Here is a 24,369-nt window from a genome sequence, read left to right as displayed (position 1 = left end):
ACGTGGCCGTGCGGCGCCCCCCACCCCAGACTCAGCGAGACGTCGTCCCCGCGCGGCCCGCGCGGCGCCGCCCGACGCCCCCCGATCGCGGGCCGGCGCCCCACTTCACTTCCGGAGCCGGCGGGGGCGGGGTCCAGAGCTCCCACCGGGGCCCGCGCGACCGGAAGCCCAGCACGTCCGACGGAAGGCCACTCGCGCCGCCGGCCACCCGGACATGGCGAAGCTGTCCGCAGGGTCGACGTGCGGTCCCTGGTGGACGCGCGGCGCCGCCGCGTCGCCGTCCTCGGCGGGCAGTAGCCGGGTGGCGAGGATCGACATCGGCTCTCCCACCTCCGGTCGCGGTTCGGAACCACCGCGGGCTACGACCGATCCCCGGCCACGGCCTTCCGCATGTCGGGGGGTCGTTCGCCGGAGGGGCGTCAGACCAGCCGGCCGCGGTGGCGGGCGGCGGTCGCGCGGACGAGCCGGGCGAAGCGGTCGCGGCTGCGCCGCTGCCGTCCGGCCGGTCCGTCGCCGTCCCGGGCCGCCGGGTCGCCGTCGGGGTCACCGTCGAAACCGGTGTCGAAACCGGTGTCCGGATCGGTGTCCGGATCGGCCGCCGGGGCGGCGTACTCGGCGTGGATGAGCCAGCAGGCGTGGATTCCGCCGACGAGGACCTCAAGGAGGCTGCGGGCGGGTCGGCGGGGGTCCAGCGGGGTGAGGCGCAGGGCGACGTCGGTGAGGCCCGGGTCCTCCTCGACGGGGTAGTCGGTGGTGTCCTCCTCCGTGTCGTCGACCTGATCGCGCAGGGCGACCGGGATGGGCAGCAGGCCCTCGGTGATCTGCATGGCGTGCCGGACGAGGCCGGTGACGGCGTCGTACGGGGAGACGCCGGTCTCGATCAGGCCGAGGACGACGGCGGGGGTCTCGTGGGCGAGGGGCTCGACGGCGTCGGCCTGCTGCAGGACCCGGACGGGGTCCAACCCGGTGGCCTGGGCGGTGACTTCGACGGCGGCGGCGAGCCAGTGGGCGGCCGCGACGGCGGCAGCGGTCGGGTCCACCGCGGAGAACAGCGCGGCCGGGCCGAAGGGGTCCTGTTCCAGGAGGCGGTCCGCGGCGGCGACCTGGACCGGGGACGCGTCCTCGCGGCTGAGCAGGACGGCCTGTTGGGCGCGGCCGGTGAGGTCGCCGAGTTCGGCGGCTTCCACGGCGGCGAGTTCGGTGGCGGTCTCGGCGAGGACGGCTTCGGTGAGGCGGGGATCGGCCAGGTCGTGGAGGGTCCGGCCGACCCGGTGGGCCGATTCGAGCAGGTGGCCGGAGGAGACGAGCACGGCGCCGCGGCGGGGCGGGTTCGGTGCGGCAATCGCGCGGGCGACCTCGCCGATGGGATCGTCCTCCCGCTCGCGGTGCGGGCCGTCGGTGTCGGGATCCGGGGTGCCGGCGGCGTCGGAGGTGCCGGCGGCGTCGGCGGGGTGGGTGTAGGAACGCCAGGCCGCGTCGGAGAGTTGGGTCAGGGCGCTGGAGAGTCCGAGGAGCGCGGACACGGCCCCGTCGGCGGGGAGGACGGCGATGCGGGTGGCGAGGTTGCCCTCACCGGTTCCCCAGGCGGCGATCAGCTCGTGCCGGTCGGGGTCGATGCTGTATCGGGTCACGGATCGCTTCCTCCGGGTGTGTCGCAGTGCCGCACGCACTACGGGTGTTCGGGTGGCCGGTCAGCGGGGCGCGGACGCACGGGGGCGGCGTCCTGACGGACGGCGTCCGCCGGCACCTGCGGCCTCGTCCGCTCGCGCCGCCGCACCGACCGCGCCCGCCGGGCCCGCCCCGTCCGTCCCGTCCGCTCGCGCCGCCGCACCGGCTGCGCGCTCCTCGGGGACCCATCTGCGGCGCCGGCCGCCGGTCAGCACCCAGCCGGGGCCTCGACGCGGAGCCGTGTGGCGTTCGGTGCTGCGGGCGGCTGCCGCGCACACCCGTCTCAGCAGGGAGTTGAGCTCGGCGCGCTGGCCCCGCGTCAGCGCGGCGAGCAGGTCGTCCTGGACGGCGGACGCGTCGTCGTGCAGCACGTCCAGCGCCGCCTGTCCCGCCGGGGTGATCGTCAGCACTTCCTGCTGCCCGCCGATGTGGACGACCAGGGAGTGCACGAGTCCGGCCGACAGGAGGTCGTCCAGGGCCCGGGCGGCGTCGGCCTCGGGTGCGGCGGTGCGCGCGGTGAGGTCACCGCGTCCGTGGGGCCCCAGCCGGGCGAGCGCGGACAGCAGCACCTGGTGGACCGGGCTCATCCCGCGTGCGTCGAGGCGGTCGGCCAGGAGCCGGTCGACGGCTTTGCCGGCCGTCGACAGCAGGTAGACGGTCTGTTCGAAGGGGCTCGTCGACCCCGTCCTCCCGTCGTACACGCCAGGTCCAATCGTCCGGGGCCACCGTGCGCTCGGGCCGGGGGTGTCCAGGGGGTGTCCAGGTGGCGCCCTCGCGGGCACGCCGCACCCCGGGACCGGGGTGAACACGGTCCCTGATCGCCGGCGGGCGGCTGGGGGCGCGGTCCGCGCGGGGCAGTCCGAGCGTCACCATACCCGGGCCCGCAGAGTTGGTCTACATCATTGTCGTCAGACCGTGCCGTGCGACCTCAGGACCTGCGCGGCGTACTCGACGTACTCGTGCAACCCGTAGGTCAGGACCACGGCGAGCAGCACCGCGACCGCCACGGCGGCGACCAGGCCGACGGCCGCACGCGCCCCGCGGCCCGTCGGACGGGCGGGTTCGGGGCCCAGGAGCGCCCGGACCCGCCGGGGCACCGGGCCGGACGTCACGGACAGCAGCGGCACCGCGTCCGGCCGCACGGACGGTGCCCCGGCGAGCGCCGCCCGGGCGATGGCGGTCGCGGCGGTGCGCCGGTCGGCGACCGCGCGGGCGGCCCGTTCGTCGGCCCACCGCTCCAGGTGGTAGCCGAGGTCGGAGCCCAGCCGGCCCAGCGCCGGATGGACGGCGGCGGCGAGGTCGGTGGCGGCCGACAGCAGGTGGTGGCGCCCGCGCAGGTGGGCGCGCTCGTGGGCGAGGAGCACCGCGCGCTCCGCCGGGTCCAGCGCGCGGAGCATGCCGACCGAGACCACGACACGGCCCGGGCGACCCCGGTGACCGGGCAGCGCGAAGGCCTCCGCGTCCTCACCCGGGACCACGAGCAGATCGCCGTCGCTCGTCCCGTCGCCGGCCAGGTCCCAGGCGCGGGCGAGGAGTGCGCGCTGCCTCCGCCACCGCAGCGCCAGCCGTACGGCCTGCACGACCAGGACGGTTCCCGCGGCGCAGGACACCGGCACCACGGCCGGCCACCGGGCGACGACGCCGGACAGCGACAGGTGCTCCAGGCCGGCCAGGAACGGGACGTGGAACAGGCCCGCGAGGACCGTGACCGTGCTGCCCGCCAGCAGGACCGCCGAGCCCGCGAGCGCCAGCGCGGCCTCGCGCGGCGGGAGCAGCCGGGCCAGCCCGCGCGCCGCGGGCACCGCCGCCCACGGGAGGGCGACGGCGAGGGCGACGACCACCAGGACCAGCGTCACGCCCCGGCCCCCGGCTCCACCCGGCCCTCCACCACCGAGGGCGGTCCGGACTCCGCTTCGAGGATGAGACGGCGCAGGACGTCCCCGTCGTCGGCGGAGAGCGAGGAGACGAACCGCTTCAGCACGAGGTCCCGGTGCGGCTCCTTCTCCAGCTCCTGACGCATCCGGCCCGCCGCCAGTCCGGCGGCGTCCGCCACCGGCGCGTAGGCGAAGGAACGCCCCGGCCGGGTGCGTGCCAGGGTTCCCTTCTCGTGCAGGCGGGCGAGGATCGTCGTCACCGTCGTACGGGCGAGGTCCTGGTGCAGCGCGCCCTTGACCTGCCGGGCCGTCAGCGGCTCACCGGCCGCCCACAGCACCGCCAGCACGTCCGCGACGAGCTCCCCGTGCGGGCGCCTGGCGTCCTGGCCGTCCCTCGACATCTCTCTCCCCGATCCGCTGCGGCCGACCCGCACACCCCCGGCTCCACCCGCGACCGGCATCCGCGGCCCGCCCGGGCCGGGCCCGGCGGGAAGCGGTGCGGCCCGTACGGCCCCGGGTGCGCCCCGCCCAACTCTACGGGGACCCCCATCCCTCGCCGCAGCCCGCCCGTCGACCCGCAGCCCGCCCGACGTCCGGCGGCACGCGCCGGGCCCGCGCCGGCTGCGCCCGCGCGAAGGTCCGCTCCTCGGTTCCCCGCGGCTGGGCGCCCGGGGCGGTCACGCTCGCCTGCGGTTCCTCCCGGAGGGGTGTGACCGCGCTGCTCGCCGGCTCGCGAGCTCACGCCTTCGTGGCGCGGGCGGGGGCGAGTTGGTCGAAGCAGTAGTAGACGGCCAGGGCGGCGTGGGTGGCGAGCATGGCGATGGGGCTGACGTAGGCGAGGGCGATGGTGGCGGCGTAGCACAGTCCTCCGACGCCGAAGCGGCGCAGGGCTGCGCGGAGGGCCTGCGGCGGGACGGGGTGGTGGAGCATGCGGGCGTCGCGGGTGAAGGAGAGGAAGAGGAGGGAGAAGGCGATGCCCATCGCGAGCATGGTGGCCGCGTAGAGGGCGGCGGCGGTGCTCGCGTCGTCGTGGCGGGCGGTGAGGTAGGCCGCGAGCATCCTGGTCGGGTAGGGGATGACGGAGACGGTCAGCAGGAGGAAGAGGTTGGCGAACAGGGTCCGGCGGTCGACCCGGCCGGCGAGCGCGCACATGGCGTGGTGGTTGATCCAGATGATGCCGATGACGAGGAAGCTCACCAAGTAGGCGAAGTAGGCGGGCCATTGGTGGACGAGCTCGGCGGCCAGCGACCGGCCGTGGAGGGTGTCGGGTTCGGGGACGTGGAGGTCCAGGACGAGCAGGGTGATCGCGATCGCGAAGACTCCGTCACTGAAGGCCTCCAGGCGGGCGGTGCTGAATCCTTCCGGCTTCCGGGTTTCGGCGGTGTCGGGCGGCGTGTCGGTCATCCGGGCTCCAGGGTGGTGCGGGGGATTCAGGACGGTATCAACGGGGCGGGCCGGTGCGGGAGCGGGACCGCCGGATCCCGACCCGTCTGCGGGGCGGGCCGCCCGCCGCACCGTTCGGGCGGAATCCTCCCCGATTGCCTTTAGTTGAATTCGAGATATTTCATGTGCGCCCGCCGAATTCGCCACTGAGACGCAGCTCACCATGTCATTCCGGACCTTCGGAAATCGCCGCTGATGAAGCCTCAGGTCGCCCGATCACCACCTCGACGGGAGGCCTGGGGCTGGAATTCGAAGGTCCATCAAGGTGCTAGCCTCTCTTCCTGCGAGCCGGGGGGCAGCTTCTCCTGACTTCGCCTCAGTGTCGACCGAATGCTCTGTGCGTACCCGGAATCCGGGTACCGCCCGCTCGGTCCGTTCTCCTCACAGCCTCAGAGCAGGAATTCATGCCCGTTCAACCCATCGCGGAACTCGTACGGTTCGCGCGCCGCAATTCACCCTTCTACGCGGAGCTGTACGCCGGCCTGCCGGACCGGACACTGCGGCTGACCGACCTCCCGGTCGTCCCGCAGGCCGAGTTCTGGCAGGCGAACACGCCTCGCGGCAACCGGCTGCTGACCGGGCCGCTGGAGGAGGCGGTGGTCTTCAAGAGCGGCGGCACCACCGGCTCGCCCAAGTTCTCGTTCTACAGCCGCGAGGAGTGGCGGGCGTTCACCACCTCCTTCGGCGCCGGGCTGGTCGACGCCGGGCTGCGCCCGGGGCACCGGGTCGCCGATCTCTTCTACGCGGGTGACCTGTACGCCAGTTACACCTTCATCCTCGACGCGCTGCACCACTCGCCCGTCGCCAACGTCCGGCTGCCGATCGGCGGGGCCGCGCCGCTGGAGTCCACCGCGCGGACCCTGGAGCAGTTCGAGGTCGAGGTGGTGGCCGGAACGCCGACGACGCTGTGCGGGCTGGCCGATCACCTGCTGGCCTCCGGTCGTGAACTCCCCTCCGTGGAGCTGCTGTTGTTCGGCGGCGAGGGCCTCTACCAGGACCAGCAGCCGCTGCTCGGCACGGTGTTCCCCAACGCCCGGGTCTCCTCGATCGGCTATGCCGCCGTCGACGCCGGGCTGCTCGGCCGGCCGGTGCCCGGACCGGACACCCGGGTGCACCGGGTGTTCGCCCCGGAGACAGTGGTGGAGATCCTCGACGAGCACACCGACGAGCCGATCACCCGCGCGGGGGTGCCGGGCCGGGTCGTGGTGACGGACCTGCGCCGACGGCTGATGCCCGTGCTGCGCTACCCCGTCGGGGACCGCGCCGAGTGGACGGACCCCGACGCCGGGCTGTTCCGCATCCTCGGCCGGGCCCAGGAGGGCGTCCGGGTCGGGCCGGTGTCGCTGTACACCGAGGACGTGCTCGACCTGGTCCGGGCCGCCGACCCGGCCGGCCGGGCCGCCGGCGTCCAGTTGGTCGTGCGCCGCTGGGACGGCCGGGACGGCCTGGTGCTGCGCCTGGCCTGCGACGGAGCCCCCGCCGGGCTGCCGGAGCTGGCGGCCGCCGTCCGGGACGGGATCCACGCGGCCCGGCCGCTGTACCCGGAGGCGGTCGCCGCCGGGTACGTCCACCCGCTGTCCGTCGACTGGGTGCGCCACCGGGAACTCACCGTCAACCCGCGCACGGGCAAGCTGATCCGCGTCCTCGACGAACGGCCGCACTCGTGACGGGCACCGGAACGGACACCGCGACGACCCCCGCCACCAGTGGGTTCCGGCTGCCGCTGGTCCTGCGCAACCGGCGGTTCGGCGCCGTGTGGGCCGCCCAGGTCCTCACCCAGGCCGCCGGACGGATGTTCCAGGTGGGCGCGGTGTGGTGGCTGGTGGGGTACGCCGCCGGCCCGGACCGGGGCCTGGCCTCCGGCGCCTTCCTCGCCGTCGGCACCCTGCCCGCGGTGGCGCTGGCGCCGCTGGTGGCCAGGGTCATCGCGCGCTGCCCGCACCGCACCGTGCTGGGCGTCTCGGCCGCCACCGCCGGCCTGATCGCCCTCGGCACGGCCGCCTGGACGTACACCACGGCGCTGCCGATGGCCGTCGCGTACGGCGCGGCGCTGCTGCTGGCCGGCTGCCAGGCGGTCTTCGACCCCTGTCTGACGACCTCCGTGCCCGAGCTGGTCGAGGACGCCGACATCGAGGCCGCGACCGGCTTCGAGCTCGGCACCCAGTCGCTGGCCGGGCTGGCCGGCGGCCTGTTGGGCCCGCTGGTGGTCGACGCCGCCGGTCTGGCGGGGATCGTCGCCGGGTGTGCCGGCGCCTACCTGCTGGCGGCCGCCCTGATCGGCGCGACCCGCTTCCCGGCCGTCCCGGCCGACGCGGCAAACACGGCTGGCCCGGCAAACACGGCCGACCCGGCAAACACGGCCGACCCGGCCGCGGACGGCGGCGAACCCGCCGCGACACGGCCACTGCGCCGCATCCTGGCCGAACTTCCCTTCGTCCGGCGGGTGTTGCTCTGCTTCGCCGCGGCGAACCTGTTCACCACGGCGGTGTTCGTGGTGATGCCCCTGTTCACCCGGGCGGTGCTGCACGCCGACGGCTCGACCGTCGCCGCGCTGGAGGCGGCCCTCGGCGCCGGCACGCTGGTGGGCTCGTTCACCGGCGGCCGTCTCCCGGGCGCCCCGACCGTGGTCGGCGCCGGCTGTCTCGGCCTGCTGGCCGCCGCGCTCGCCCTGCCGGGCCTGCTCGGCAGCCAGGCCGCGGCCGTGGTGTCGATGGCGGTCGCGGGCTGGTGCGTGGGCGTGATCGGCGTACGGTTCGTGGCCCTGTTCCAGCGGCTGGTCCCGGCCGGGGACCGGGCCGGCTTCTTCGCCGTGATGCAGGCACTGCTGGGTGCCACCTTCCCGGTGTCCTCGCTGGTGTTCGGCCTGCTCGGCGACCACCTCTCGCCGCGCACGCTCTGCCTGGTCCAGGCGCTCGGCGTCCTGCCGGTCGCCGCCGCCCTGTGGTGGACCGGCCGGCGCGAACCGGCGAACCCCGACCCCGTGGCGGCCCCGCAGGGACACCCGTCCCCACCCGAACACCCGCAACGCCCGTCGGAGCAGCAGCACCCGTCGGTGCAGCGGCACCCGTCCGACCAGCACCCGGCCCCGGCCGCACACCCGAGCGGGGACGCACGATGACCCTGACGATCGCCCCCGCCGCCCCGCAGGACGTCGCCCAGCTGCGCCAGCTCTACTTCGACGTCTACGGCCACGGCTACCCGGTCGCGCTCGGCAGCGACCCCGCGGAGATGCGCCGTCTGATCGCCGACCCGCACACCCACTGGCTCACCGCACGGCACGAGGGCGTCGGCCACCTGGCCGGTTCGGTGGCCGTGCAGACCGACCCCGGCAGCCGGATCGGCAAGCTGGTGGGCCTGGCGGTCCACCCCGAGCAGCGCGGCGGCGGCCTGGCCGGGCGGCTGACCGCCGCGGTCTGCGCGGACGCCTTCGCGACCGGCGGACCCGACTCGATCTACGCGACCGTGCGGGTGGTCACCCCGGGCCCGCAGCAGGTCTTCGCCCGCAACGGCTTCCGCGCGCTCGGTCTGCTGCCGAACGCCGTCGAGGTGGCCGGCTGCGAGAGCCTGGCGCTGTTCGCCCGGCACGCCGACGGCGTCCTGGCCCGACGGGAGGGCGTCGACGCGGTGCCCGGTGCCCTGGTCCCGCTGCTGGAGGCGGCCCGACAGAGCACCGGCCTGTGCTACGGCGACCCGCGGCCGGTGGACGGCCCGCTCGCCCCCGCCGGGCGGCGTGCGCCGGTGACCGCGCCGATGGAGCTGATCACCGCGCCCGGGTTCGTCCGCCGCCGTTTCCTGGAGCTCTTCCCCGACCCGGCGCAACGGTTCTTCCCGCTGCACGTCCCGAACGCCGTCCTCACGCCGCCGGACGGCACGTTCGAGGCGTACGCCGACCTGGACCCGGTCGCCGCGAGCTGTTCGCTGGTCGCGGTGCACCCGTCCCCGGCGGCCGTCGCCGGTGCGCTGGAGCCGCTGATGGCGGCCGTCACCCGGGCGGGCGCCGACTACGTGGAGACGCTGCTGCCGCTGGCCGACACCGCCGGGCTGCACGCCTTCCTGGCGGCCGGGTTCATCCCGAGCGCCGTCTACCCGGCGATGCGCCGGATCGGCGACCGGTTCCACGACTACGTCGTGCTGTCCCGCACCAGCCGTCAGATCGACTTCCGGACCACCGCCGTCGGCAGCCCGCTCCAGCCGTACCTGCCGGCCTACCTGACCGCCTGGACCTCGACCTACCTGCCCCTTCCCCCGGCCGAGGCCGCCCGATGACCGATCCCGAGCTTGCCCCATGACCGATCCCGAGGTTGCCCGATGACCGATCCCGAGGTTGCCCCCGTGAACATCCATCTCGCGCCGGTCGAGGTTCCCGACCCCGCCGCGCTCCCGCACGTCCAGCAGCTGTGCGACCTGGCCTCCCCGTACGCGGCCGGGCCGGACACCGACCGCCTGTTCGCCGCCGCGATGGCGGAGAGCCACGCCTGGCACGCCCGGCGCTCGCCGTTCTACCGCTCCCTGCTGGACGGCCCGGCGGAGGCCGCCGCGCCGACCGTCGGCGAGGACGTCCGCGCTCCCCTGGTGCACGCCAACTTCTTCAAGCGGCACGAGGTGCTCTCCATCCCGCGGGAGGAGGTCTTCCTCCACCTGACCTCCTCCGGCACCACCGGCCAGAAGTCGCAGATGTTCTTCGACAGTTGGACGATCCGCTCCGCGCAGCGCATGGTCGCGCGGATCTTCGACCACTACGGCTGGATCACCCCCGACCAGCCGGTCAACTACCTGCTGTACAGCTACGAACCCGCCCCGCAGCTCAAGCTCGGCACCTCGTTCACCGACAACTACCTGTGCGACTTCGCGCCGGCCGCCCACACCACGCACGCCCTGCGGCACACCGGCGGCGGCCACGAGTTCGACGTCCACGGCTGCATCGCGGCACTGCAGCGCTACGCCGCGGACGGCCTGCCGGTGCGGATCCTGGGCTTCCCCGCGTTCCTGCACTTCACCCTGGAACGGATGCGCTCCCTCGGCCTGCCGCCGCTGCGGCTGCCGGCCGGCTCCCTGGTCCTGCTCGGCGGCGGCTGGAAGGGACACACCGACCGGCAGATCGGGAAGGACGAGTTCTACGCCGCGGTCACCGAGCAGCTGGGTGTCCCGCCGGAGCGGATCCGGGACACCTTCGGCTCGGTCGAGCACTGCGTGCCGTACATCGAGTGCGAGCACCACCGCCTGCACGTCCCGGTCTGGTCGCGGGCCGCGGTGCGCGACACCCGCACCCTGCGGCCGCTGCCGTACGGCGAACGCGGTTTCCTCCACCTGGTCTCCCCGTACATCACCTCGGTGCCGGCGCAGAGCGTCGTCATGGGCGACCTCGCCTCGCTGCACGCCGCCGAGGAGTGCCCCTGCTCGCTGCCCACGCCGTGGTTCACCATCCACGGGCGCGCCGGTGTCAGCCGCAACCGCAACTGCGCGGCGGCCGCCGCCGAACTCCTGAAGGGACTGTCGTGAACCCCGAAGCCGTCAACCCCGAAGCCGCCGACGCCGACGTCGTGAGCCCCGAAGCCGTGAACCTCGCCGCCGCCGACCCCGAAGCCGTGCACCGCGAACTCGCAACGGCCGGAGCGCACTTCTGGCAGGGCGCGTTCATCGACGACGAGGAGGCCGCCCGCCGGCTCGCGGACCTCCCGGACCTCGCCGCCCGCGCCCTCGCCGACCCGCTGCCCACCGAACTGGTGCTGAACGCCTGCCAGGTGCTCGCCGACGCCCTCGGCACGCCGGGCGGCGCCGTCCGCACCCGCCTGCTCGGCGTGCTGACCGACGGCGGCACCGACCCGGAGGAGGCAGCGGCGACGCTCGCCGAGATCGCCGACGCGATCGGGCGCCCGGCCCTGGAACGCAAGCTCCGGCGCGAACTCGGCGGGCTGCGCCCCGAGCGCCTCACCCGGCCCGACGCCCGGGAGACCACCTTCGAGGCCTGGGCACCGGTGGGGCTGCTGGTGCACATCGCCCCCGGGAACGCGGCCGCCGTCGCACCGCTGAGCGTCATCGAGGGCCTGCTCACCGGGAACCTCAACGTGCTGAAGACCAGCAGCAGTGACACCCCGCTCGCCCAGCACCTCCTCGCCGCGCTGGCCGCCGCCGACCCGACCGGCGCCCTGGCCGGACGCGTCGTCGCACTGCGCTTCTCCTCCGCCCGCACCGAGTGGCTGCGCCTGCTGTGCGCGCCCGCCGACGCGGTGGCGGTCTGGGGTGGCGAGGACGCCGTCCGTTCGGTCGCCGAACTGGTCCCGGCCGGCTGCCGGTTGATCGAATGGGGGCACCGGATCTCCTTCGCCTACCTGACCCGGGACGCCTGGTCGGACACGGCGACGCTCGACGCGCTCGCCGCCGACGTCTGCCGCTTCGAACAGCAGGCCTGTTCCAGCCCCCAGGTGGTCTACCTCGACACCGAGGACACCGAGGACGCCGAGGACGCCGACGAGGTCTTCGCCTTCGCCGAGCGCTTCGCCGCCCACCTCGCCGCCGCGTCCGCCACGTTGCCCCGGCCCGTCCTCGAACCGGCCGAGCACGCCGAGATCACCACCACCGAACTGCTCGCCCGGCTGGAGGAGCACCTCGGGCTGACCAGGGTCATCGCCGCCGACGACGGCTCCTGGCGCGTCCTCGCCGACACCCGCCCGGCGCTGGCCGCCTCACCGCTGCACCGCAGCGTCTGGGTCAAGCCGCTGCCCCGCGCCCGCGTGATGGCCACCCTGCGTCCGATGCGCCGCTACCTGCAGACCGCCGCGATCGCCGGCCACCGCGCCGACGTCGCCCGGCTGTCGCGGGCCGTGCTCGCCGCGGGCGTGCTGCGGGTCACCCCGGTCGGCGGGATGCTCGACGGCTACCACGGCGAGCCGCACGACGGCGTCTACGCGCTGCAGCGGTACAGCCGGCGCGTCAGCGTCCGGGCGGACGCGGCCTTCGCCACCACCGCCTGCCTGGACGACCTGGCGGCCCCCGCCGTCGTCCCGCCCGCCCCGGCCGGCCCGCTGCTCGACAAGGCCGGTGTGCAGGAGAGCCTGCGCACCCTGGCGCCGGAGTACGCCCACCTCCTGTTCCGCAGCGGCGGCAGCACGGGCACCCCGGCCCTGTCGGTGTTCACCAACGCCGACTACGACACCCAGATGCGGGCCTCCGCCGACGGCCTGCTCGCCGCCGGGTTCGACCCGGCCCGGGACCGCGCCGCCAACCTCTTCTACTGCGGCGGCATGTACGGGAGCTTCATCAGCTTCTTCTCGATCCTGGAGCGCCTCAACGCCACCCAACTGCCCATCGCCGCCGGTCCCGACCACACCGCCACGGCCGAGGCACTGGTGACGTACGGGGCGAACGCGGTGTTCGGCATGCCGTCCTACCTGTGGCAGCTGTTCCACGCCGAGGGCGAGGCCCTGCGCGCGTACGGCGGGATCCGGAAGGTGTTCTACGGCGGCGAGCACTTCACCCAGGAACAACGCCGGGTGCTCACCGAGGAGTTCGGCGTCGAGGTGATCCGCTCGGCGGCGTACGGCAGCACCGACCTGGGGCCGCTCGGCTACCAGTGCACCCACGCCGAGGGCTCGGTCCACCACGTCCTGACGGACCTGCACACCCTGGAGATCCTCGATCCGCAGGCCGACCGGCCGGCCCCCGCCGGGCTGCCGGGCCGCCTGGTCTTCACCACCCGCACCCGCGCCGGCCAGCGCCTGGAGCGCTACCAGATCGGCGACCTCGGCCGCGCGGTCGAGGGCGTCTGCCCGTGCGGCAGCCACACCCCGCGCGTCGAACTCCTCGGCCGGTACGGCGACGTCGTCCGGGTCGGCACGTACTTCTTCAACGTCCGGCGTTTCGAGGCCGTGGCGCAGGAGCACCTCGGCTACCGCGGGGAGCTGCAGCTGCTCCTGGACACCGGTGACGACCGGGAGCGGATCACCGTCCGCCTCGACGAGCGGTACGCCCCGGACGCGGCAGCCGCGGCGGCCTGTTTCCCGGCCGCGATCCCCGAGCTCGCCTCCGCGGTGGCGGAGGACCTGCTGGCCTTCACGGTCGAGTCGGCCGACAGCGGGGACTTCGAGCGGACGGCCACCAGCGGCAAGCTCCGCACGGTGATCGACCGTCGGGAGTCCACGGCCTGACACCGCAGGGCCGGGGCCCCGGCGCCCCGGCCCTGCCCGGCCGTCCTCGATCAGGGCTTCGCAAACTGATCTCTAGACACAATCAGTTTGTAATGCAAACCTTGTCCTCATGACGACCCAACCCGTTCAGCCCCCGAGCGACCCCCAGGGCCTCCTGGCCATGAAGCGGGCCCTGGTCCACCGCGTCCGCCGCGAGCAACGCGGGGCCTGGTTCCCCCTCCTGGTCTTCGCCGCCGTGCGCCTCGGCGCCGCACCGGTGGTCCGCTACGGCCAGGGCGACCACAACGGGGACTTCCCGCCGGCCATGTGGTACTGGCCGGTGGCGCTGCTCCTCGCCTACGCCGCGATCAGCTGGTTCTACCTTCGCCGTTCCGCTCGCCGCGGCCTGGGCACCAGGGTCGGACCGTACCTGGCACTGGGCATCGCCCTGGTCGTGCTCATCACCGCCTACGTGGCGTGGACGGTCCTGCACCCGGACTTCCTCGCCGACCTCCGCGGCCCGTCGCCCGTCTCCCCCGTCCTCGACACGATCGTGAGCCCGGCGGGCACGATCGGCCTGGCCCTGCTGCTGCTCGCCCGCATCGAGCGCAGCTGGCTGCTCCTCGTCATCGCCTGCGGGTACCTTGGCATCATGCTCAGTACCGGGGGCGTCCCCGACCCGTCGCCGTGGCGCGACCTCCCGTACATCCTGCTGGAGGGGGGCGTGCTGCTGCTCGGCGGCATCGGCCTCGCGGTGCAGCAACGGATCCAGGGCCGGTCGGCCGCATGACCGAACACCCCACCAGCAGCCTCGACGACGTCGTGCACCAACGCGTCCGCCTGGGCATCCTCGCTGTGGCCAGGGAAGCCCGGCGGGTGGAGTTCACGTTCCTGCGCACCACGCTCGGCCTCACCGCCGGCAACCTCTCCCAGCACCTCGGGGTCCTGGAGAAGGCGGGCCTGGTCACGATCGACAAGGGCTACGAGGGCAAACGCGCCCGCACCTGGATCCAGCTCACCAAGGACGGCAAGAAGGCCCTGCACGACGAGATCGCCACGCTCAAGACCCTGATCCACCAGCTGGAAGGCCTCGCAGGCCCCACAGGCCCCACAGACCTCGCAGGCCCCGCAGACCTCGCGGGAACCGGGACGCACGAGAGACCCGACGGGGAGGCCGCCCCCCGCTCCGGAGCCGCCCCCGCACCGGGCTGAGCCACCTGTTCCGGCCCCGTGGATCCGACCCAGGGATCCGGGCCCGACCGGGCCCGGATCGCCGCGCCCACCACCCCGGAATTCGCTTGCCGCCGGCGCACGGTCTGCGCGGATACTGCGGCATGAGCAGAATCGCGCAGGTCATCGTGCTGGCGCCGTACGCCGACGAGGTCATGGAACCCCTGACGCGGCCGGACGACGCGCGCAGCTGGCAGGGCTGTTTCGAGCCGCTCGGCCTGTTCGCCGGCGGGTGGGTGATCGAGTTCCACCGGATGCGGCCCCGGTCCGGGCTGCTCCGGCACCTGGAGTCCCTGGCGTGGCCGCACCCGGCGAGCGTGCAGGTGCTGATCCACGACGAGGAGGACGACTGCTTCGGGCTGTGGATGATGCGGGAGGGCGTCCTCACGGAGGTGCCGCTCCCCGGCCACAAGCGCTACTACGGTCGCGCGCCGGCCACGGACGAGTTCCCGCCCGAACCGGGGCTGCTGTGGCGGCCGGAGACCGCGGAGACCGCCGTTCCCGGTTGGGTCTTCCCGACGCCCCAGGACCATCGCCCGGCCTGGTGAGACCGGGCGCGCCGACCGGGGCCGCCGGTCGGTTCAGGCCGTCCGGTCGGGCCGGGCCGGCCCGTCGGCCTTCGCCTGCGAGGCCTGAGGGGCCGGCGTGGCAGAAGCTTCGGCAGTCGGCGCGGCAGCCTCCTCGGTGCCCTGGGCGCCCTCGCGCATCGCCGCCGTCTCGGTCTTCAGGATGCGCATCGACCTGCCCGGTCCGCGCGCCGTGTCGGGCAGCTTCTTGGAGCCGAACAGCAGGATCACGATCGCCGGCACCGCCCGCAGCTCCCAGGGCTCCGGACCGTTGCGCAGCATTTCCCTCACCGGGCCTTCCCTGTCGCTCATGCCGCCAGGCTCGCCAGGCTCGCCAGCGCAGGCTTGACCGATTTTCAGGCAAGAGGGAGGACGGCTGCACGCTCGGCCGATTCACCGGCCCCGCCGGGATCCCGCACCGAGGTGCACCCCGGCGAACCCCCGCCATCGCCCCGACCGCACAGGTGGACCCGGTCGGGCCGAAATGCAGTCGAGACAGGTCCAGCGGTCCGAGTAGCCTCGCCCCATGGTGGATCACGAGCGGTACGCCCTCTACCGGGAAGACTCGAAGGTACTGGCCGCGGTCGGGGAGCACGTCCACGCCCAGGTCGGCCGCGTCACGGTGCGACTGCCCAGGGCGGTGGCCCAGGCCGCGGTGGACGCCTGGGAGCGTGACGACTCGGGCGACCTCGGCGAGGAGACCCGCGAGCAGTACGAACTGCGGGGCCAGGCCGGTGACCTGGCACTGATCGGCCTGGCGATCTCGGAGGGCGGCCGCCCCTCGGGCGAGGAGGTCGTCGTCGACCTGCACGTCGCCTCGGCCGGGGCGGCCTTCCTCAGCTATGCCGAAGCCGCCGGGGCGGCCTTTCGGCCGTCGGAGTAGCCCGGGCCACAGCTGCCACCCAGGGGAACGTCCGCCACCGGAAGACCGGAGTGACCGCATGGCCTCACTGGCAAGCCACGCCAACGTGTGGGAGACCTGCCTCCAACTCCTGCGCCGCCGGGGCTACCACCTGAAGGTCGAGCTCTCCGACGAGGAGGACGAGACCGCACGCGACGCCTGGCTCGCCGAGAAGGACGGCTTCACCTTCTGGGCCGACAACCCGATCGAACTGCTGGGGCTGGTCGCCGTGTACGAGGACACGCAACCCTCGGACGACCAGCCCTACTGGTGGTCCGCGAAGACCGTACGAGAGCGCCCCGGCGTCCGCGAACAACTCGTCGACGAAGCGCTCGCCACCCAGGACGCCCGCGTCGCGGAACTCGCCGCACGACGCGAGCGCGACCCGGGAGCCTGGGAGGCGGAGATCCGCGCGGCCTTCTGCTGGGCCGGCGACGAGATCCACGCAGCAGGCCACCTGGGGATCCCCCGCGCGGAGACGAGAAGGATCCTCGACGACCCGCGCCTCGCCGACCTGCGGGAACACGCGGGTTCCCGACCTGACGACACCGAACCCGCCGACGGCGGCCACGGCGTGTGAACGGCGTGCCGTACGCGTGGCCGGTCGCGTGGCCGGTCGCGTGGCCGGTCGCGCGCGGGACACGTGCCGGGCGACAATCACCGGATGGCTGAAACCGGTGTGGTGCACGTCTTCCTCTCGCGCGGCCGGTTCTCGTCGTTCGAGGACCTGCGCGACCACGTCGACGAGACGTGGACGGAAACCGGTGGCGCGGTGCCCTCCGCCCTCATGACGGAGACCGGAATCGCCGAGCTCGAACCATTGTGCGTCGAAGCCGTGCACGCCCGCGACGACGGCCACCTCGCCCCCGTTCCCCCCGACATCCTCCTCCGCGACGCCTCGTACGCCGACCAGTGGCTGCCGCGAGTGGAGCCGACCGAGCCCGCCGACGCCGCGATCTGCGTCTTCACCCCCAACGTGGTCACCGACCCGCACGGCACCTCCCTGCACTACCTCGGCCGCTTCACGTACCGGGCCTGAGGGTCACTCACCACGGGTGACCCGGCAACCCGCCGCCGCCCGCGCCCCACGCCTCCACGCCCCGGTCGTCGGAATGGAACCTTGACAGCGCGGCTAGGTTCGGATCATGAACGGACGCGGGGTCGACGGCAGCGCGGGCGACGCGGACTACGGCACGATCGGCGGCGGATACGCCCGCTACCGGCAGCCGGACGCACGAATCGGGCAGGTGATCACCGCCGCCCTGGGCGGGGCCCGCACGGTGGTCAACGTCGGTGCCGGCGCCGGTTCGTACGAGTCGGCGACGCTGGAGGTGACGGCGGTCGAGCCGTCCGCGTCGATGCGCGCCCAGCGGCCCGCCCACCTGCCGCCCGCCGTCGACGCCGTCGCCGAACACCTGCCCTTCGACGACGACGCGTTCGACGCGGCGATGACCACCTTCAGCGTGCACCAGTGGAACGACCACCGCGCGGGACTGCGCGAGATGCGCCGAGTGGCACGGGGTCCCGTCGTCGTCCTGACCTGCGACCCCGAACTCGTCCGGGACTTCTGGCTGTACGCGTACGCACCCGAGGTACTGGACACCGAGGCGCGCCGCTATCCGTCCGTCGCGGCCATGACCGAGGCCCTCGGCGGACACACGACGGTGACCCCGGTGCCCATCCCCGCCGACTGCACCGACGGCTTCAACGAGGCGTACTACGCGCGCCCCGAGATGCTGCTCGACCCCGGCGCCCGACAGGCCTGCTCGGCCTGGAGCTTCGTCGAGGGGCGGGCCCGCGAACGGTTCGCGGCGGACCTGCGGAGCGACCTGGCCGACGGAACCTGGGACGAACGATTCGGCTCCCTGCGGCAAAAGCCCTTCTACGAGGGATCGTTGGTCGTGATCCGGTCCGTCCCGGCCTGACCCCGGGCAACGACCGCGCCTCCCGACCCGGCCGCAGGTCCGGATCGGGAGGCCCCAGGAACGGCCGGACGGCGGCGACGCACGATGCCCGAGGGGACGAGACCCGCGCGCCGCCGACCCGCCCGCAGCCACCGTGTACCCCCACGCCCCCGACCCATGCCACCCGCCCGGACCGCACCGGCTCAAGCCCCGTCGGACGGCTGCGGCCGGCGACAAATCCGGTCGACAGCGTCGGGATACTTCCGTCATGGCCGTCACCCAGCAACTCGCCCGTGTCCCCGCGGAGTACCTCGCCGCCTGCCGTCGGTCCGCCGAGGAGTCACCCGACGGGGACCACCGCTGGGATCCGCCCGCCGAGGACTGCCTGGACCTGGACTGGGCGCCCCTCATGCTGGAGCGTGCCTGCGAGTTGACGCGGGTCGACGCCGGCCTCCTGGACGCGCTCAAGCGGGCGACCGACGGCGACGACGACATCGACCTGCACTTCCTCGACACCGGCCTGCACGCGATCGCCTTCTTCGGCAACTCCGCGCCGACGGCCCTGGGCCCGGACGCGGTGGCGCGGGTGTCGGCCCTCCTCGGAGAGATCGACATGCGGGCGATCCTCCGGTCGGTCGTGGACAGCGGCGCGGGATCCGAGCTCGGCCAGGGGTTCATCGGCGATCCGACGGAATACCTGCTGCACCACTTCGACGCACTGCGCGAGTTCTACGAGGGAGCGGCCCGCAGGGGCCTGCTCGTCGTGCTGTGGTGGGACTGACCCCGCAGACCCCCGGAAGACGCCCCGGTCCGTGCGGGGCGGTCGTGGAAGGATGCGATCCGACTCAGGAGACGCCGAAGCATGGGACTCGACTACGGCTACGAGGTGTTCACGCCCGCCCGGAACGTCTCCCGGGCGCTGGCCGAGCTCGTCGAGCCGGCGCCGCGAACGCGCCGGGTACCGCCGCTCACGCTGACCCTGCCCGACGGTGAGCGGCTCTCCGTACCGTTCACCTCGCATTTCGCGAGCGACCCGGTCGACTGCTCCGCGGGCGGCACGCTCGAACTCGACACCTCGATCATGGTCGGCGTCGACGACGCGGTACGCGAGTACGTCGAGGGCCGTGGCCTCGAACTCGACGAACTCGGACGGGTTCGGATCGGGTACGTCTACCTGACCGTCCGGTTCGCCCCCGCGCTGCACCCGCACTTCGCCTCAGTGCAGTTCACCGCGGCGACCTCGGGGATGAGCCGGATGTTCGAGCGGTCGGCGAGCATCAGAGCGGTGTTCACCGGCCTCACCGCCGCAGCCGGCGGGGTGTGCTGCCTGCTCGACGCCGAGATCGACACCGTCCGACTGTGCCGGCTGAACGGTGAGACGACCCGCGAGACGGTGCCCGGCCCCCGCTTCGCGGCCTACCGCGACCTCGCGGCAGCCTGGCCCGACGGCCGGGCGCTGCGCTCCGATCGAGGTCGAGGTCGAGGCCGGTGCCGGTGCTGCGGCGGCGGGCCCGGTCGCACCGCTCGGCAGGAACACCGCATGGCAGGTGTCGTCCCTGAGGGCAAGGACCACGTCGGTGCCCGAGATCCGGGCGACGCCGAGCACCTTGGCCGGGACGCCCTTGACCGGCAGGACGTCGACGCCGCCCTGGAGGGCCACATCCACCGGGGCGGCGGCCCAATCGGTGCCCAGCGCGCCGGATTCCGGTCCGCAGCGGGCGCTGATCCTCGCCGGTTTCGTCAACCGGGTCGGCAACGGACTCTTCAACACCGCCGCCGTCCTCTACTTCACGCTCGTCGTACACCTGCCCGCCACCCAGGTGGGTGCGGGTCTGACCGTCGCCGGCCTGGCCGGCCTCGCGGCCGGTGTACCGGCGGCGAACCTGGCCGACCGGCCGGGGCGGTGAGCCCAGTTGGTGTGACTCGGCACGCGGACTGTCGTGTCAGCGCCGCATTTGTCGTCCTTGGCGGCAGGGAGGCATGCGCGACGCCGGATGGAGCCGACCTGGCTAGGCTTCGCTGATGCCGAGCCAGCACCGATCGACGGGTCTCACTGACGACCAGCTCTCGATCATCGACGAACTGAGCACTTTGCCGTTCCCCAAGCGGGAAGGCCGATCGGAGAAGGACCGAAGCTGGGGTGGACCTGGATATCAGGTGGCCGTGCTCCGGGAGAGTCAGGACTTCTGGGACGACCGTAGTGAGGAGATCGTCGAAGCAGCCGAGCAGGACCTGGAAGCCGATCTCGCTGCGCTGACTGCCGTTCTGGCCGACCGTTGGGGAGATCCGGCGACGGTCGATCTGTGGCCATATCTCGGGTTCGACAATCCGGATCCGGAGTTCGTGGCTCCCGAGCCGCTGGGCTTCCTGTGCAACGTCGCCGGCAGCATGCGGGTGTGGCGGCTACGGCCTTCCGGCCGTTGGCTCGCATTGGCCATCGGCCAAGCCGATCGGGAGTTCCCGTTCGAGTTGATTGCCGCTGTCGGTGAAGCGTCCTTGCTCCCGGAATGAGCTGCAGCACGAGACCGTCGCGGCCGGACATTGATCACCCGCGTGGGACGAGGCCGTATCCGGACGGTTGCCGAACGGTCACCGGCCGTCGGATACATCGCTGATTCAGCGACAGATGTCGTGCTGACCCAGCCTGTCCATGCTCACGCCCATGGCACTTGAATGGGAACAGATCATCGTCGACTCCTCCGACCCCATCGCCCTCGGGAGCTGGTGGGCCGAGGCTCTCGGCTGGGTAGTGGTCGACGAATCCGAGGAGATCATCGAGATCCGGCCTGAGCCGGACCGGATGCCGGGGCTGCTCTTCGTGCCTGTCCCCGAGGGCAAGACGTCGAAGAACCGGCTCCACCCCGACTTCCGCCCCGACGACCAGGAGGCCGAGGTCGCCCGGCTGCTCTCCCTCGGTGCCCGGCGCGCCGACACCGTGCAGGACGAGCAGCACTGGGTGGCCCTCCTCGACCCCAACACTCCGGACTACCAGTTCTGGAGTGACCCCCGGTGTCGACCGCCACCCTTACCCGTGACCTGCGGAATTCGTCCCCCTCCCCGGAGGGTATGACTAGGACGACCCTGCCCGGGACCGAGGGCACCGTGTTCTCCGGGCGCCTGCGGGGCGTCTCGGCTATCCGCCTGTCCGTGTTGACGGACGAGACCACCAGCCCCGAGCGGCAGCGCGAGTCCAACGAGACCGCCGCCGCGGCTTTGAACATCGACTTCGGCGAGGGTGACCAGCGCCGCGAAGCCGTCGACCTTGACGTGTCGGCGAGCAAGACAGCTCCGTGGGAACGTCCGGAGCTTGGCCGCTGGATCGCGGCCCCCGACAGCTTCGACGCCCTTGTGTGGTGGCGCTTCGACCGTGCCATCCGATCCATGGGGCACATGCACGAACTCGCCAAGTGGGCGAGGGAGCACCGAAAGGTGCTGGTGTTCGCCGAGGGCATCGGCGGTGGGCGGCTGGTCTTCGACTTCCGCAACCCCATGGACCCCATGGCAGAACTCCAAATGCTCATGCTGGCGTTTGCCGCACAGGTCGAGTCGCAGAGCATCAGCGACCGCGTAACAGGCGCCATGGCTGCCATGCGCAAGATGCCGCTTCGGTGGCGTGGCGGTGGTCGTCCGCCGTACGGCTACATGCCCGCCCCGATGCCCGAGGAGTTCGGCGGCAAGGGCTGGACCCTGGTGCCCGACCCGGACGCCGTGCTTGTCATTGAGCGCATCGTCCGCGAGCTGTTGGAGGGGCTACCGTCTCCGCCATTGCGGCAGGGCTCAACGCCGATGACGTGCTCAGTCCGCGCGACTACTGGTCCGTCAAGAACGGGCGTCCGCGTGGCGGCAAGACCGGTGGGGCGAAGGGCTCTCACGTCGTAGTGGACGTGTTCAAGTGGACTCCGGCGGTCATTACCCGGATGCTCCGCAGTGAGACGCTGATCGGCTGGAAGATGCACAACGGCGTACCGGTGCGCGATGACCAGGGCAACCCGATCATGTGCACCACGGACCCGATCCTCACCCGCGAGGAGTTCGACCGGATCGGCGCGATCCTTGACGAACGCAGCATCGAGAACGGCGAGCGGTCCGACACGGAAGCCCTGTTGCTGCGGGTCATCCACTGTGATTCGTGCGGTGGGCGCATGTACCTGAACCGGCAGGAGAGCAAGAAGAACCAGGCGCCCGTGTACAAGTGCAACCACCACGCCCGCGGCGACGCCTGCGAGGCGCCGTCGAACGTCCGGGGAGACTGGGCAGACGACCACGTGGAAGCCGAGTTCCTGCGGCTGGTCGGCCCCATCCGGACGAAGACGGTCGTAGAGGTGCCCGGGTACGACCCCGCGCCCGAGCTGAACGCCACCGTGGCCGAGTTTGCAGAGCACCAGAAGCAGCAGGGGCGCCAGAAGTCCCGGCACGCTGCGGCCGAGTGGCAGAAGCGCGCCGACGCGCTCGACAACCGCATTGCCGAGTTGGAGTCCCGGGAGAGGACCGAGCCCACGCGGGTCGTCACGGAGACCGGGCGGGCTTACGCGGACGACTGGGCAGCGGCGGACCTTGCTGGCCGGCGGCGCATGCTGGTTGAGGCCGGGGCCCGGCTCGACGTGAAGCGGGGCACCCGGGGCGGGTGGCAGAAGCTCGACGTACGACGGGTCACCTTCACCATCACGGGTGAGCTGGACCCGGCGATAGAGGCAGTGGCCGGGCTACGTACCGAGCTGAGCGCCACCCCCGGGACCGCCCCCACCGAGGGCGCCCGGGTCCGCCTCGCCGAGCCCGTCGCAGCAGCGGCGTAGGGCACCAGCGTGAGGAGGTGGTGACGGGTGACGTTGGAGACGCAAAATCTGGTTTCTCTATGACACTGCAAGTCTAGAGAAAACCTGATTCACCCTCTCCAACGTCACCCCATCACCACCCGGGAATTCGTCCCCCTCTTCTACTCCCGGGAGAGGGGAACGGACGACCCGCACGGCGCCGCTCGGCGGGCCACGGGAATTCGTCCCCCTCTTCTACTTCCGAGAGAGGGAGCGCAGGACTACCGCGCACCCCACTGACGGGAACAGGCGGACCGAGTGCCCGCGCCCCTCTCTCGCCGCTCTGCCCGTGCACCACGCACCCGTTCACCGGGTGGCCGCCGGAGTCGTGAGGCAGAGCGCGGGGGACTGAGCCGCCCACCAGTAACCGCCCCTCGGGGCGCCGACCGGGGTAGCAAGATCGCTCAGTCCCCCACGGCGAGCACTTGTCGTAGAGCATCTACGCGAAGTGCGGCACCACCCAACGCTGAGAGGGGGCACCGTGCGCTGTATCGACTGCCCCTCACCCCCGACTCACCGAGGGCGCTGTGAAGCCCACCACCGGGCCTACGAAGCCCGCCCCTCGGTCCGTGCCCGCCGACGGCTGCAAGCCCTGGTCTCACGCCACTACAGCGGCGCCGAACGGCTTCGCCGGCGGGTCGACCGGGACGGCTCCGCGGTGTGCGGCCTGTGCGGCGGGACCTTCCCGGCCGAGGTGGTCGACGTGGACCACCGGACCCCGCTCGCCCTTGGTGGCGAGGACACCGACGACAACGTGTGGCCACTGTGCCGCCCGTGTCACCAGGGCAAGACCGCAACGGACTTCGGGCTGTTCGCCGTCGGCCCGTGATCAGACCAGGACGACCAGCAGCGCGGACAACCACAGGCAGAGCCAGTGTTGCGACTGGTCGACCTTTGGTACCCAGGTGCCCCGCGATGGACAGCACGACGCCCCGACACAGGCTCTGAGAGGTCCGAACCGGGGCGGCGGGCAACTGTCAGCGCTGAGTGAAGTCGTCTGCTTCGTACCTATCGACGACGAGGAACAAACCCGCCGTGTAACTGTCGCCTAGCGCGGCCCACTCGGGATTTCCGGGCTTGTTGGGCGCCGGAGCGGGGATCGGGTCGGGCGTGTGCAGGACCCAATGGCCGTTCTCCTGGGCGAATCGGGCCGTGGATTCCGGGCCAGAACTGCTCACGACGGGGAGTTCGGCCGGGATGTACTTCCCATCGCCCATGACGAGCACGGGCCGACCGTCGCGGTACTCGATCGACAGTGTGGCGATGTCCTCGGGCTTGACCTGGTCGGCCGGGATCAGCGCGGGTTCCGTGGGTGCCGTTGCTCCAGGGGTGGGAGTCAGCCCGAGATTTGCCATCTGCTCGGGTGACAGTTGCACCTGGGCGGGGCCCTTGGCGTTGGGCGTGGTCTCGGGCATGGCTGTCTCCTCACTGGCCGGCTCGCTGCCGACGCGGCGTGGATCTTCCCATGACGAAGCGTCATCAAACCGTCACGGATCGCAGATCGGAGGTACTCCCATGCCGCGAAGACCCCGCCCCCCGTGCTCGGTCCCCGGGTGCCCCGAGCTGACCGCCCGTGGTGGTCGCTGCCCCGAGCACCAGGCCGAGGCTGACGCACAGCGAGGCACACCAGGCGGAAGCGCGTACGGCCCTCACTGGCCCCGCATCCGTCGGGCCTACCTCTACGCCCATCCGTGGTGCGTGCTCTGTGCTCGCGTCGCTGTGGTCGCCGACCACTTCCCGGAGTCGCGTCGGTCGCTGGTCGCCCGAGGTGTGCCCGATCCGGACGCGTGGTCGCGTCTTCGTCCGCTGTGTACGCAGTGTCACAGCCGCGAGACGGCCGTTCACCAGC

27 protein-coding genes are annotated in these 24,369 nt (G+C 72.9%); 19 read left to right on the top strand and 8 right to left on the bottom strand.

Annotated elements, in window-relative coordinates:
- Positions 1-419 precede the first annotated feature (419 nt).
- From ACFV0O_RS02120 to ACFV0O_RS02100, 5 genes are all read right to left on the bottom strand, one after another.
- Positions 420-1,631, bottom strand: a complete 1,212-nt coding sequence (locus ACFV0O_RS02120) for a hypothetical protein (protein ID WP_380335063.1) — start codon at positions 1,629-1,631, stop codon at positions 420-422.
- A gap of 60 nt (positions 1,632-1,691) precedes the next feature.
- Positions 1,692-2,369, bottom strand: a complete 678-nt coding sequence (locus ACFV0O_RS02115) for a MarR family winged helix-turn-helix transcriptional regulator (protein ID WP_380335060.1) — start codon at positions 2,367-2,369, stop codon at positions 1,692-1,694.
- 207 nt (positions 2,370-2,576) lie between these two features.
- The gene (locus ACFV0O_RS02110) at positions 2,577-3,524 is read right to left on the bottom strand and encodes a M48 family metalloprotease (protein ID WP_380335057.1); all 948 of its coding nucleotides are present in this window, start codon (positions 3,522-3,524) and stop codon (positions 2,577-2,579) included.
- Positions 3,521-3,943 (bottom strand): BlaI/MecI/CopY family transcriptional regulator, encoded by a 423-nt coding sequence (locus ACFV0O_RS02105; protein WP_380335055.1) that lies wholly within the window; start codon positions 3,941-3,943, stop codon positions 3,521-3,523. Before ACFV0O_RS02105 ends, ACFV0O_RS02110 begins: the two co-directional genes overlap by 4 nt.
- A gap of 337 nt (positions 3,944-4,280) precedes the next feature.
- Positions 4,281-4,946: a TMEM175 family protein gene (locus ACFV0O_RS02100; protein ID WP_360261203.1), complete on the bottom strand. Its 666-nt coding sequence runs from the start codon at positions 4,944-4,946 to the stop codon at positions 4,281-4,283.
- A 443-nt stretch (positions 4,947-5,389) separates the two neighbouring features.
- Here ACFV0O_RS02100 and ACFV0O_RS02095 point away from each other — a divergent pair, with 443 nt between their 5' ends.
- The 8 genes from ACFV0O_RS02095 (at position 5,390) to ACFV0O_RS02060 (ending at position 14,886) form a co-directional block, all read left to right on the top strand.
- Complete coding sequence (locus tag ACFV0O_RS02095) at positions 5,390-6,652, top strand: phenylacetate--CoA ligase family protein (RefSeq protein ID WP_380335053.1); 1,263 nt, start codon at positions 5,390-5,392, stop codon at positions 6,650-6,652.
- Positions 6,649-8,103 carry an MFS transporter gene (locus ACFV0O_RS02090; protein WP_380335050.1) on the top strand — a complete coding sequence of 485 codons (1,455 nt, stop codon included), beginning with the start codon at positions 6,649-6,651 and terminating at the stop codon, positions 8,101-8,103. Before ACFV0O_RS02095 ends, ACFV0O_RS02090 begins: the two co-directional genes overlap by 4 nt.
- Positions 8,100-9,251, top strand: a complete 1,152-nt coding sequence (locus tag ACFV0O_RS02085) for a GNAT family N-acetyltransferase (protein WP_380335048.1) — start codon at positions 8,100-8,102, stop codon at positions 9,249-9,251. The genes ACFV0O_RS02090 and ACFV0O_RS02085 overlap by 4 nt, the downstream gene beginning before the upstream one ends.
- A gap of 66 nt (positions 9,252-9,317) precedes the next feature.
- Positions 9,318-10,484, top strand: coding sequence for an acyl-protein synthase (locus ACFV0O_RS02080; RefSeq protein ID WP_380335046.1), 1,167 nt, complete (start codon positions 9,318-9,320; stop codon positions 10,482-10,484).
- Complete coding sequence (locus tag ACFV0O_RS02075; RefSeq protein WP_380335043.1) at positions 10,481-13,129, top strand: acyl-CoA reductase; 2,649 nt, start codon at positions 10,481-10,483, stop codon at positions 13,127-13,129. The genes ACFV0O_RS02080 and ACFV0O_RS02075 overlap by 4 nt, the downstream gene beginning before the upstream one ends.
- A 109-nt stretch (positions 13,130-13,238) precedes the next feature.
- Positions 13,239-13,898 (top strand): hypothetical protein, encoded by a 660-nt coding sequence (locus ACFV0O_RS02070; protein ID WP_380335040.1) that lies wholly within the window; start codon positions 13,239-13,241, stop codon positions 13,896-13,898.
- On the top strand, positions 13,895-14,320 hold the full coding sequence (locus ACFV0O_RS02065) for a winged helix-turn-helix domain-containing protein (protein WP_380335037.1): 426 nt from the start codon (positions 13,895-13,897) through the stop codon (positions 14,318-14,320). The genes ACFV0O_RS02070 and ACFV0O_RS02065 overlap by 4 nt, the downstream gene beginning before the upstream one ends.
- Positions 14,321-14,442: 122 nt before the next feature.
- Positions 14,443-14,886 (top strand): hypothetical protein, encoded by a 444-nt coding sequence (locus ACFV0O_RS02060; RefSeq protein ID WP_380335034.1) that lies wholly within the window; start codon positions 14,443-14,445, stop codon positions 14,884-14,886.
- A gap of 33 nt (positions 14,887-14,919) precedes the next feature.
- Here ACFV0O_RS02060 and ACFV0O_RS02055 read toward each other — a convergent pair whose 3' ends face one another.
- Entirely contained in the window at positions 14,920-15,216 is a 297-nt protein-coding gene (locus ACFV0O_RS02055; protein WP_380335033.1) for a twin-arginine translocase TatA/TatE family subunit, read from the bottom strand.
- A gap of 214 nt (positions 15,217-15,430) precedes the next feature.
- Here ACFV0O_RS02055 and ACFV0O_RS02050 point away from each other — a divergent pair, with 214 nt between their 5' ends.
- The 5 genes from ACFV0O_RS02050 to ACFV0O_RS02030 all read left to right on the top strand — a co-directional run bounded on the left by ACFV0O_RS02050 (position 15,431) and on the right by ACFV0O_RS02030 (position 18,490).
- A complete protein-coding gene (locus ACFV0O_RS02050) occupies positions 15,431-15,787 on the top strand; it encodes a hypothetical protein (RefSeq protein ID WP_380335030.1) in 357 nt (118 codons plus the stop codon).
- A gap of 58 nt (positions 15,788-15,845) precedes the next feature.
- Positions 15,846-16,385, top strand: coding sequence for a hypothetical protein (locus ACFV0O_RS02045; RefSeq protein ID WP_380335028.1), 540 nt, complete (start codon positions 15,846-15,848; stop codon positions 16,383-16,385).
- Positions 16,386-16,469: 84 nt separating this feature from the next.
- On the top strand, positions 16,470-16,844 hold the full coding sequence (locus tag ACFV0O_RS02040; RefSeq protein WP_380335025.1) for a hypothetical protein: 375 nt from the start codon (positions 16,470-16,472) through the stop codon (positions 16,842-16,844).
- Between the two features lie 106 nt (positions 16,845-16,950).
- Entirely contained in the window at positions 16,951-17,730 is a 780-nt protein-coding gene (locus ACFV0O_RS02035) for a class I SAM-dependent methyltransferase (RefSeq protein ID WP_380335022.1), read from the top strand.
- Between the two features lie 247 nt (positions 17,731-17,977).
- A complete protein-coding gene (locus ACFV0O_RS02030; protein WP_380335020.1) occupies positions 17,978-18,490 on the top strand; it encodes a DUF1877 domain-containing protein in 513 nt (170 codons plus the stop codon).
- Between the two features lie 435 nt (positions 18,491-18,925).
- On the opposite strand, the gene ACFV0O_RS02025 is transcribed toward ACFV0O_RS02030, so the two are convergent.
- A complete protein-coding gene (locus ACFV0O_RS02025; protein ID WP_380335017.1) occupies positions 18,926-19,375 on the bottom strand; it encodes a hypothetical protein in 450 nt (149 codons plus the stop codon).
- A 19-nt stretch (positions 19,376-19,394) separates the two neighbouring features.
- Between ACFV0O_RS02025 and ACFV0O_RS02020 the strand changes: the two genes are divergently transcribed.
- The 6 genes from ACFV0O_RS02020 to ACFV0O_RS01995 all read left to right on the top strand — a co-directional run bounded on the left by ACFV0O_RS02020 (position 19,395) and on the right by ACFV0O_RS01995 (position 23,349).
- On the top strand, positions 19,395-19,616 hold the full coding sequence (locus ACFV0O_RS02020) for a hypothetical protein (RefSeq protein WP_380335014.1): 222 nt from the start codon (positions 19,395-19,397) through the stop codon (positions 19,614-19,616).
- Positions 19,617-19,731: 115 nt separating this feature from the next.
- Positions 19,732-20,220 carry a hypothetical protein gene (locus tag ACFV0O_RS02015; protein WP_380335011.1) on the top strand — a complete coding sequence of 163 codons (489 nt, stop codon included), beginning with the start codon at positions 19,732-19,734 and terminating at the stop codon, positions 20,218-20,220.
- Between the two features lie 151 nt (positions 20,221-20,371).
- Positions 20,372-20,779 (top strand): VOC family protein, encoded by a 408-nt coding sequence (locus ACFV0O_RS02010; protein WP_380335008.1) that lies wholly within the window; start codon positions 20,372-20,374, stop codon positions 20,777-20,779.
- 77 nt (positions 20,780-20,856) lie between these two features.
- On the top strand, positions 20,857-21,588 hold the full coding sequence (locus ACFV0O_RS02005) for a recombinase family protein (protein WP_380335006.1): 732 nt from the start codon (positions 20,857-20,859) through the stop codon (positions 21,586-21,588).
- Positions 21,501-22,502: a recombinase zinc beta ribbon domain-containing protein gene (locus ACFV0O_RS02000; protein WP_380335004.1), complete on the top strand. Its 1,002-nt coding sequence runs from the start codon at positions 21,501-21,503 to the stop codon at positions 22,500-22,502. The genes ACFV0O_RS02005 and ACFV0O_RS02000 overlap by 88 nt, the downstream gene beginning before the upstream one ends.
- A 466-nt stretch (positions 22,503-22,968) precedes the next feature.
- Positions 22,969-23,349 carry an HNH endonuclease gene (locus tag ACFV0O_RS01995; protein ID WP_380335001.1) on the top strand — a complete coding sequence of 127 codons (381 nt, stop codon included), beginning with the start codon at positions 22,969-22,971 and terminating at the stop codon, positions 23,347-23,349.
- Between the two features lie 148 nt (positions 23,350-23,497).
- Here the strand turns inward: ACFV0O_RS01995 and ACFV0O_RS01990 are convergent, their stop codons facing one another.
- Positions 23,498-23,935, bottom strand: a complete 438-nt coding sequence (locus ACFV0O_RS01990; protein WP_380334999.1) for a hypothetical protein — start codon at positions 23,933-23,935, stop codon at positions 23,498-23,500.
- Positions 23,936-24,369 lie beyond the last annotated feature (434 nt).

Source organism: Kitasatospora sp. NPDC059577 (genome assembly GCF_042735475.1).
Lineage (GTDB): Bacteria > Actinomycetota > Actinomycetes > Streptomycetales > Streptomycetaceae > Kitasatospora.
The sequence above is the reverse complement of the archived record's forward strand: the minus strand, read 5'-3'. Positions and strand labels throughout refer to the sequence as shown.

Bases quoted from the DNA above. Each gene is read 5' to 3' on its own strand.
- ACFV0O_RS02095 (WP_380335053.1), top strand. From the start codon at position 5,390: ATGCCCGTTCAACCCATCGCGGAACTCGTACGGTTCGCGCGCCGCAAT.
- ACFV0O_RS02105 (WP_380335055.1), bottom strand. From the start codon at position 3,943: ATGTCGAGGGACGGCCAGGACGCCAGGCGCCCGCACGGGGAGCTCGTC.
- ACFV0O_RS02065 (WP_380335037.1), top strand. From the start codon at position 13,895: ATGACCGAACACCCCACCAGCAGCCTCGACGACGTCGTGCACCAACGC.
- ACFV0O_RS02045 (WP_380335028.1), top strand. From the start codon at position 15,846: ATGGCCTCACTGGCAAGCCACGCCAACGTGTGGGAGACCTGCCTCCAA.
- ACFV0O_RS02060 (WP_380335034.1), top strand. From the start codon at position 14,443: ATGAGCAGAATCGCGCAGGTCATCGTGCTGGCGCCGTACGCCGACGAG.
- ACFV0O_RS01990 (WP_380334999.1), bottom strand. From the start codon at position 23,935: ATGCCCGAGACCACGCCCAACGCCAAGGGCCCCGCCCAGGTGCAACTG.
- ACFV0O_RS02030 (WP_380335020.1), top strand. From the start codon at position 17,978: ATGGCCGTCACCCAGCAACTCGCCCGTGTCCCCGCGGAGTACCTCGCC.
- ACFV0O_RS02050 (WP_380335030.1), top strand. From the start codon at position 15,431: ATGGTGGATCACGAGCGGTACGCCCTCTACCGGGAAGACTCGAAGGTA.
- ACFV0O_RS02085 (WP_380335048.1), top strand. From the start codon at position 8,100: ATGACCCTGACGATCGCCCCCGCCGCCCCGCAGGACGTCGCCCAGCTG.
- ACFV0O_RS02040 (WP_380335025.1), top strand. From the start codon at position 16,470: ATGGCTGAAACCGGTGTGGTGCACGTCTTCCTCTCGCGCGGCCGGTTC.
- ACFV0O_RS02070 (WP_380335040.1), top strand. From the start codon at position 13,239: ATGACGACCCAACCCGTTCAGCCCCCGAGCGACCCCCAGGGCCTCCTG.
- ACFV0O_RS02100 (WP_360261203.1), bottom strand. From the start codon at position 4,946: ATGACCGACACGCCGCCCGACACCGCCGAAACCCGGAAGCCGGAAGGA.
- ACFV0O_RS02055 (WP_380335033.1), bottom strand. From the start codon at position 15,216: ATGAGCGACAGGGAAGGCCCGGTGAGGGAAATGCTGCGCAACGGTCCG.
- ACFV0O_RS02015 (WP_380335011.1), top strand. From the start codon at position 19,732: ATGCCGAGCCAGCACCGATCGACGGGTCTCACTGACGACCAGCTCTCG.
- ACFV0O_RS02010 (WP_380335008.1), top strand. From the start codon at position 20,372: ATGGCACTTGAATGGGAACAGATCATCGTCGACTCCTCCGACCCCATC.
- ACFV0O_RS02035 (WP_380335022.1), top strand. From the start codon at position 16,951: ATGAACGGACGCGGGGTCGACGGCAGCGCGGGCGACGCGGACTACGGC.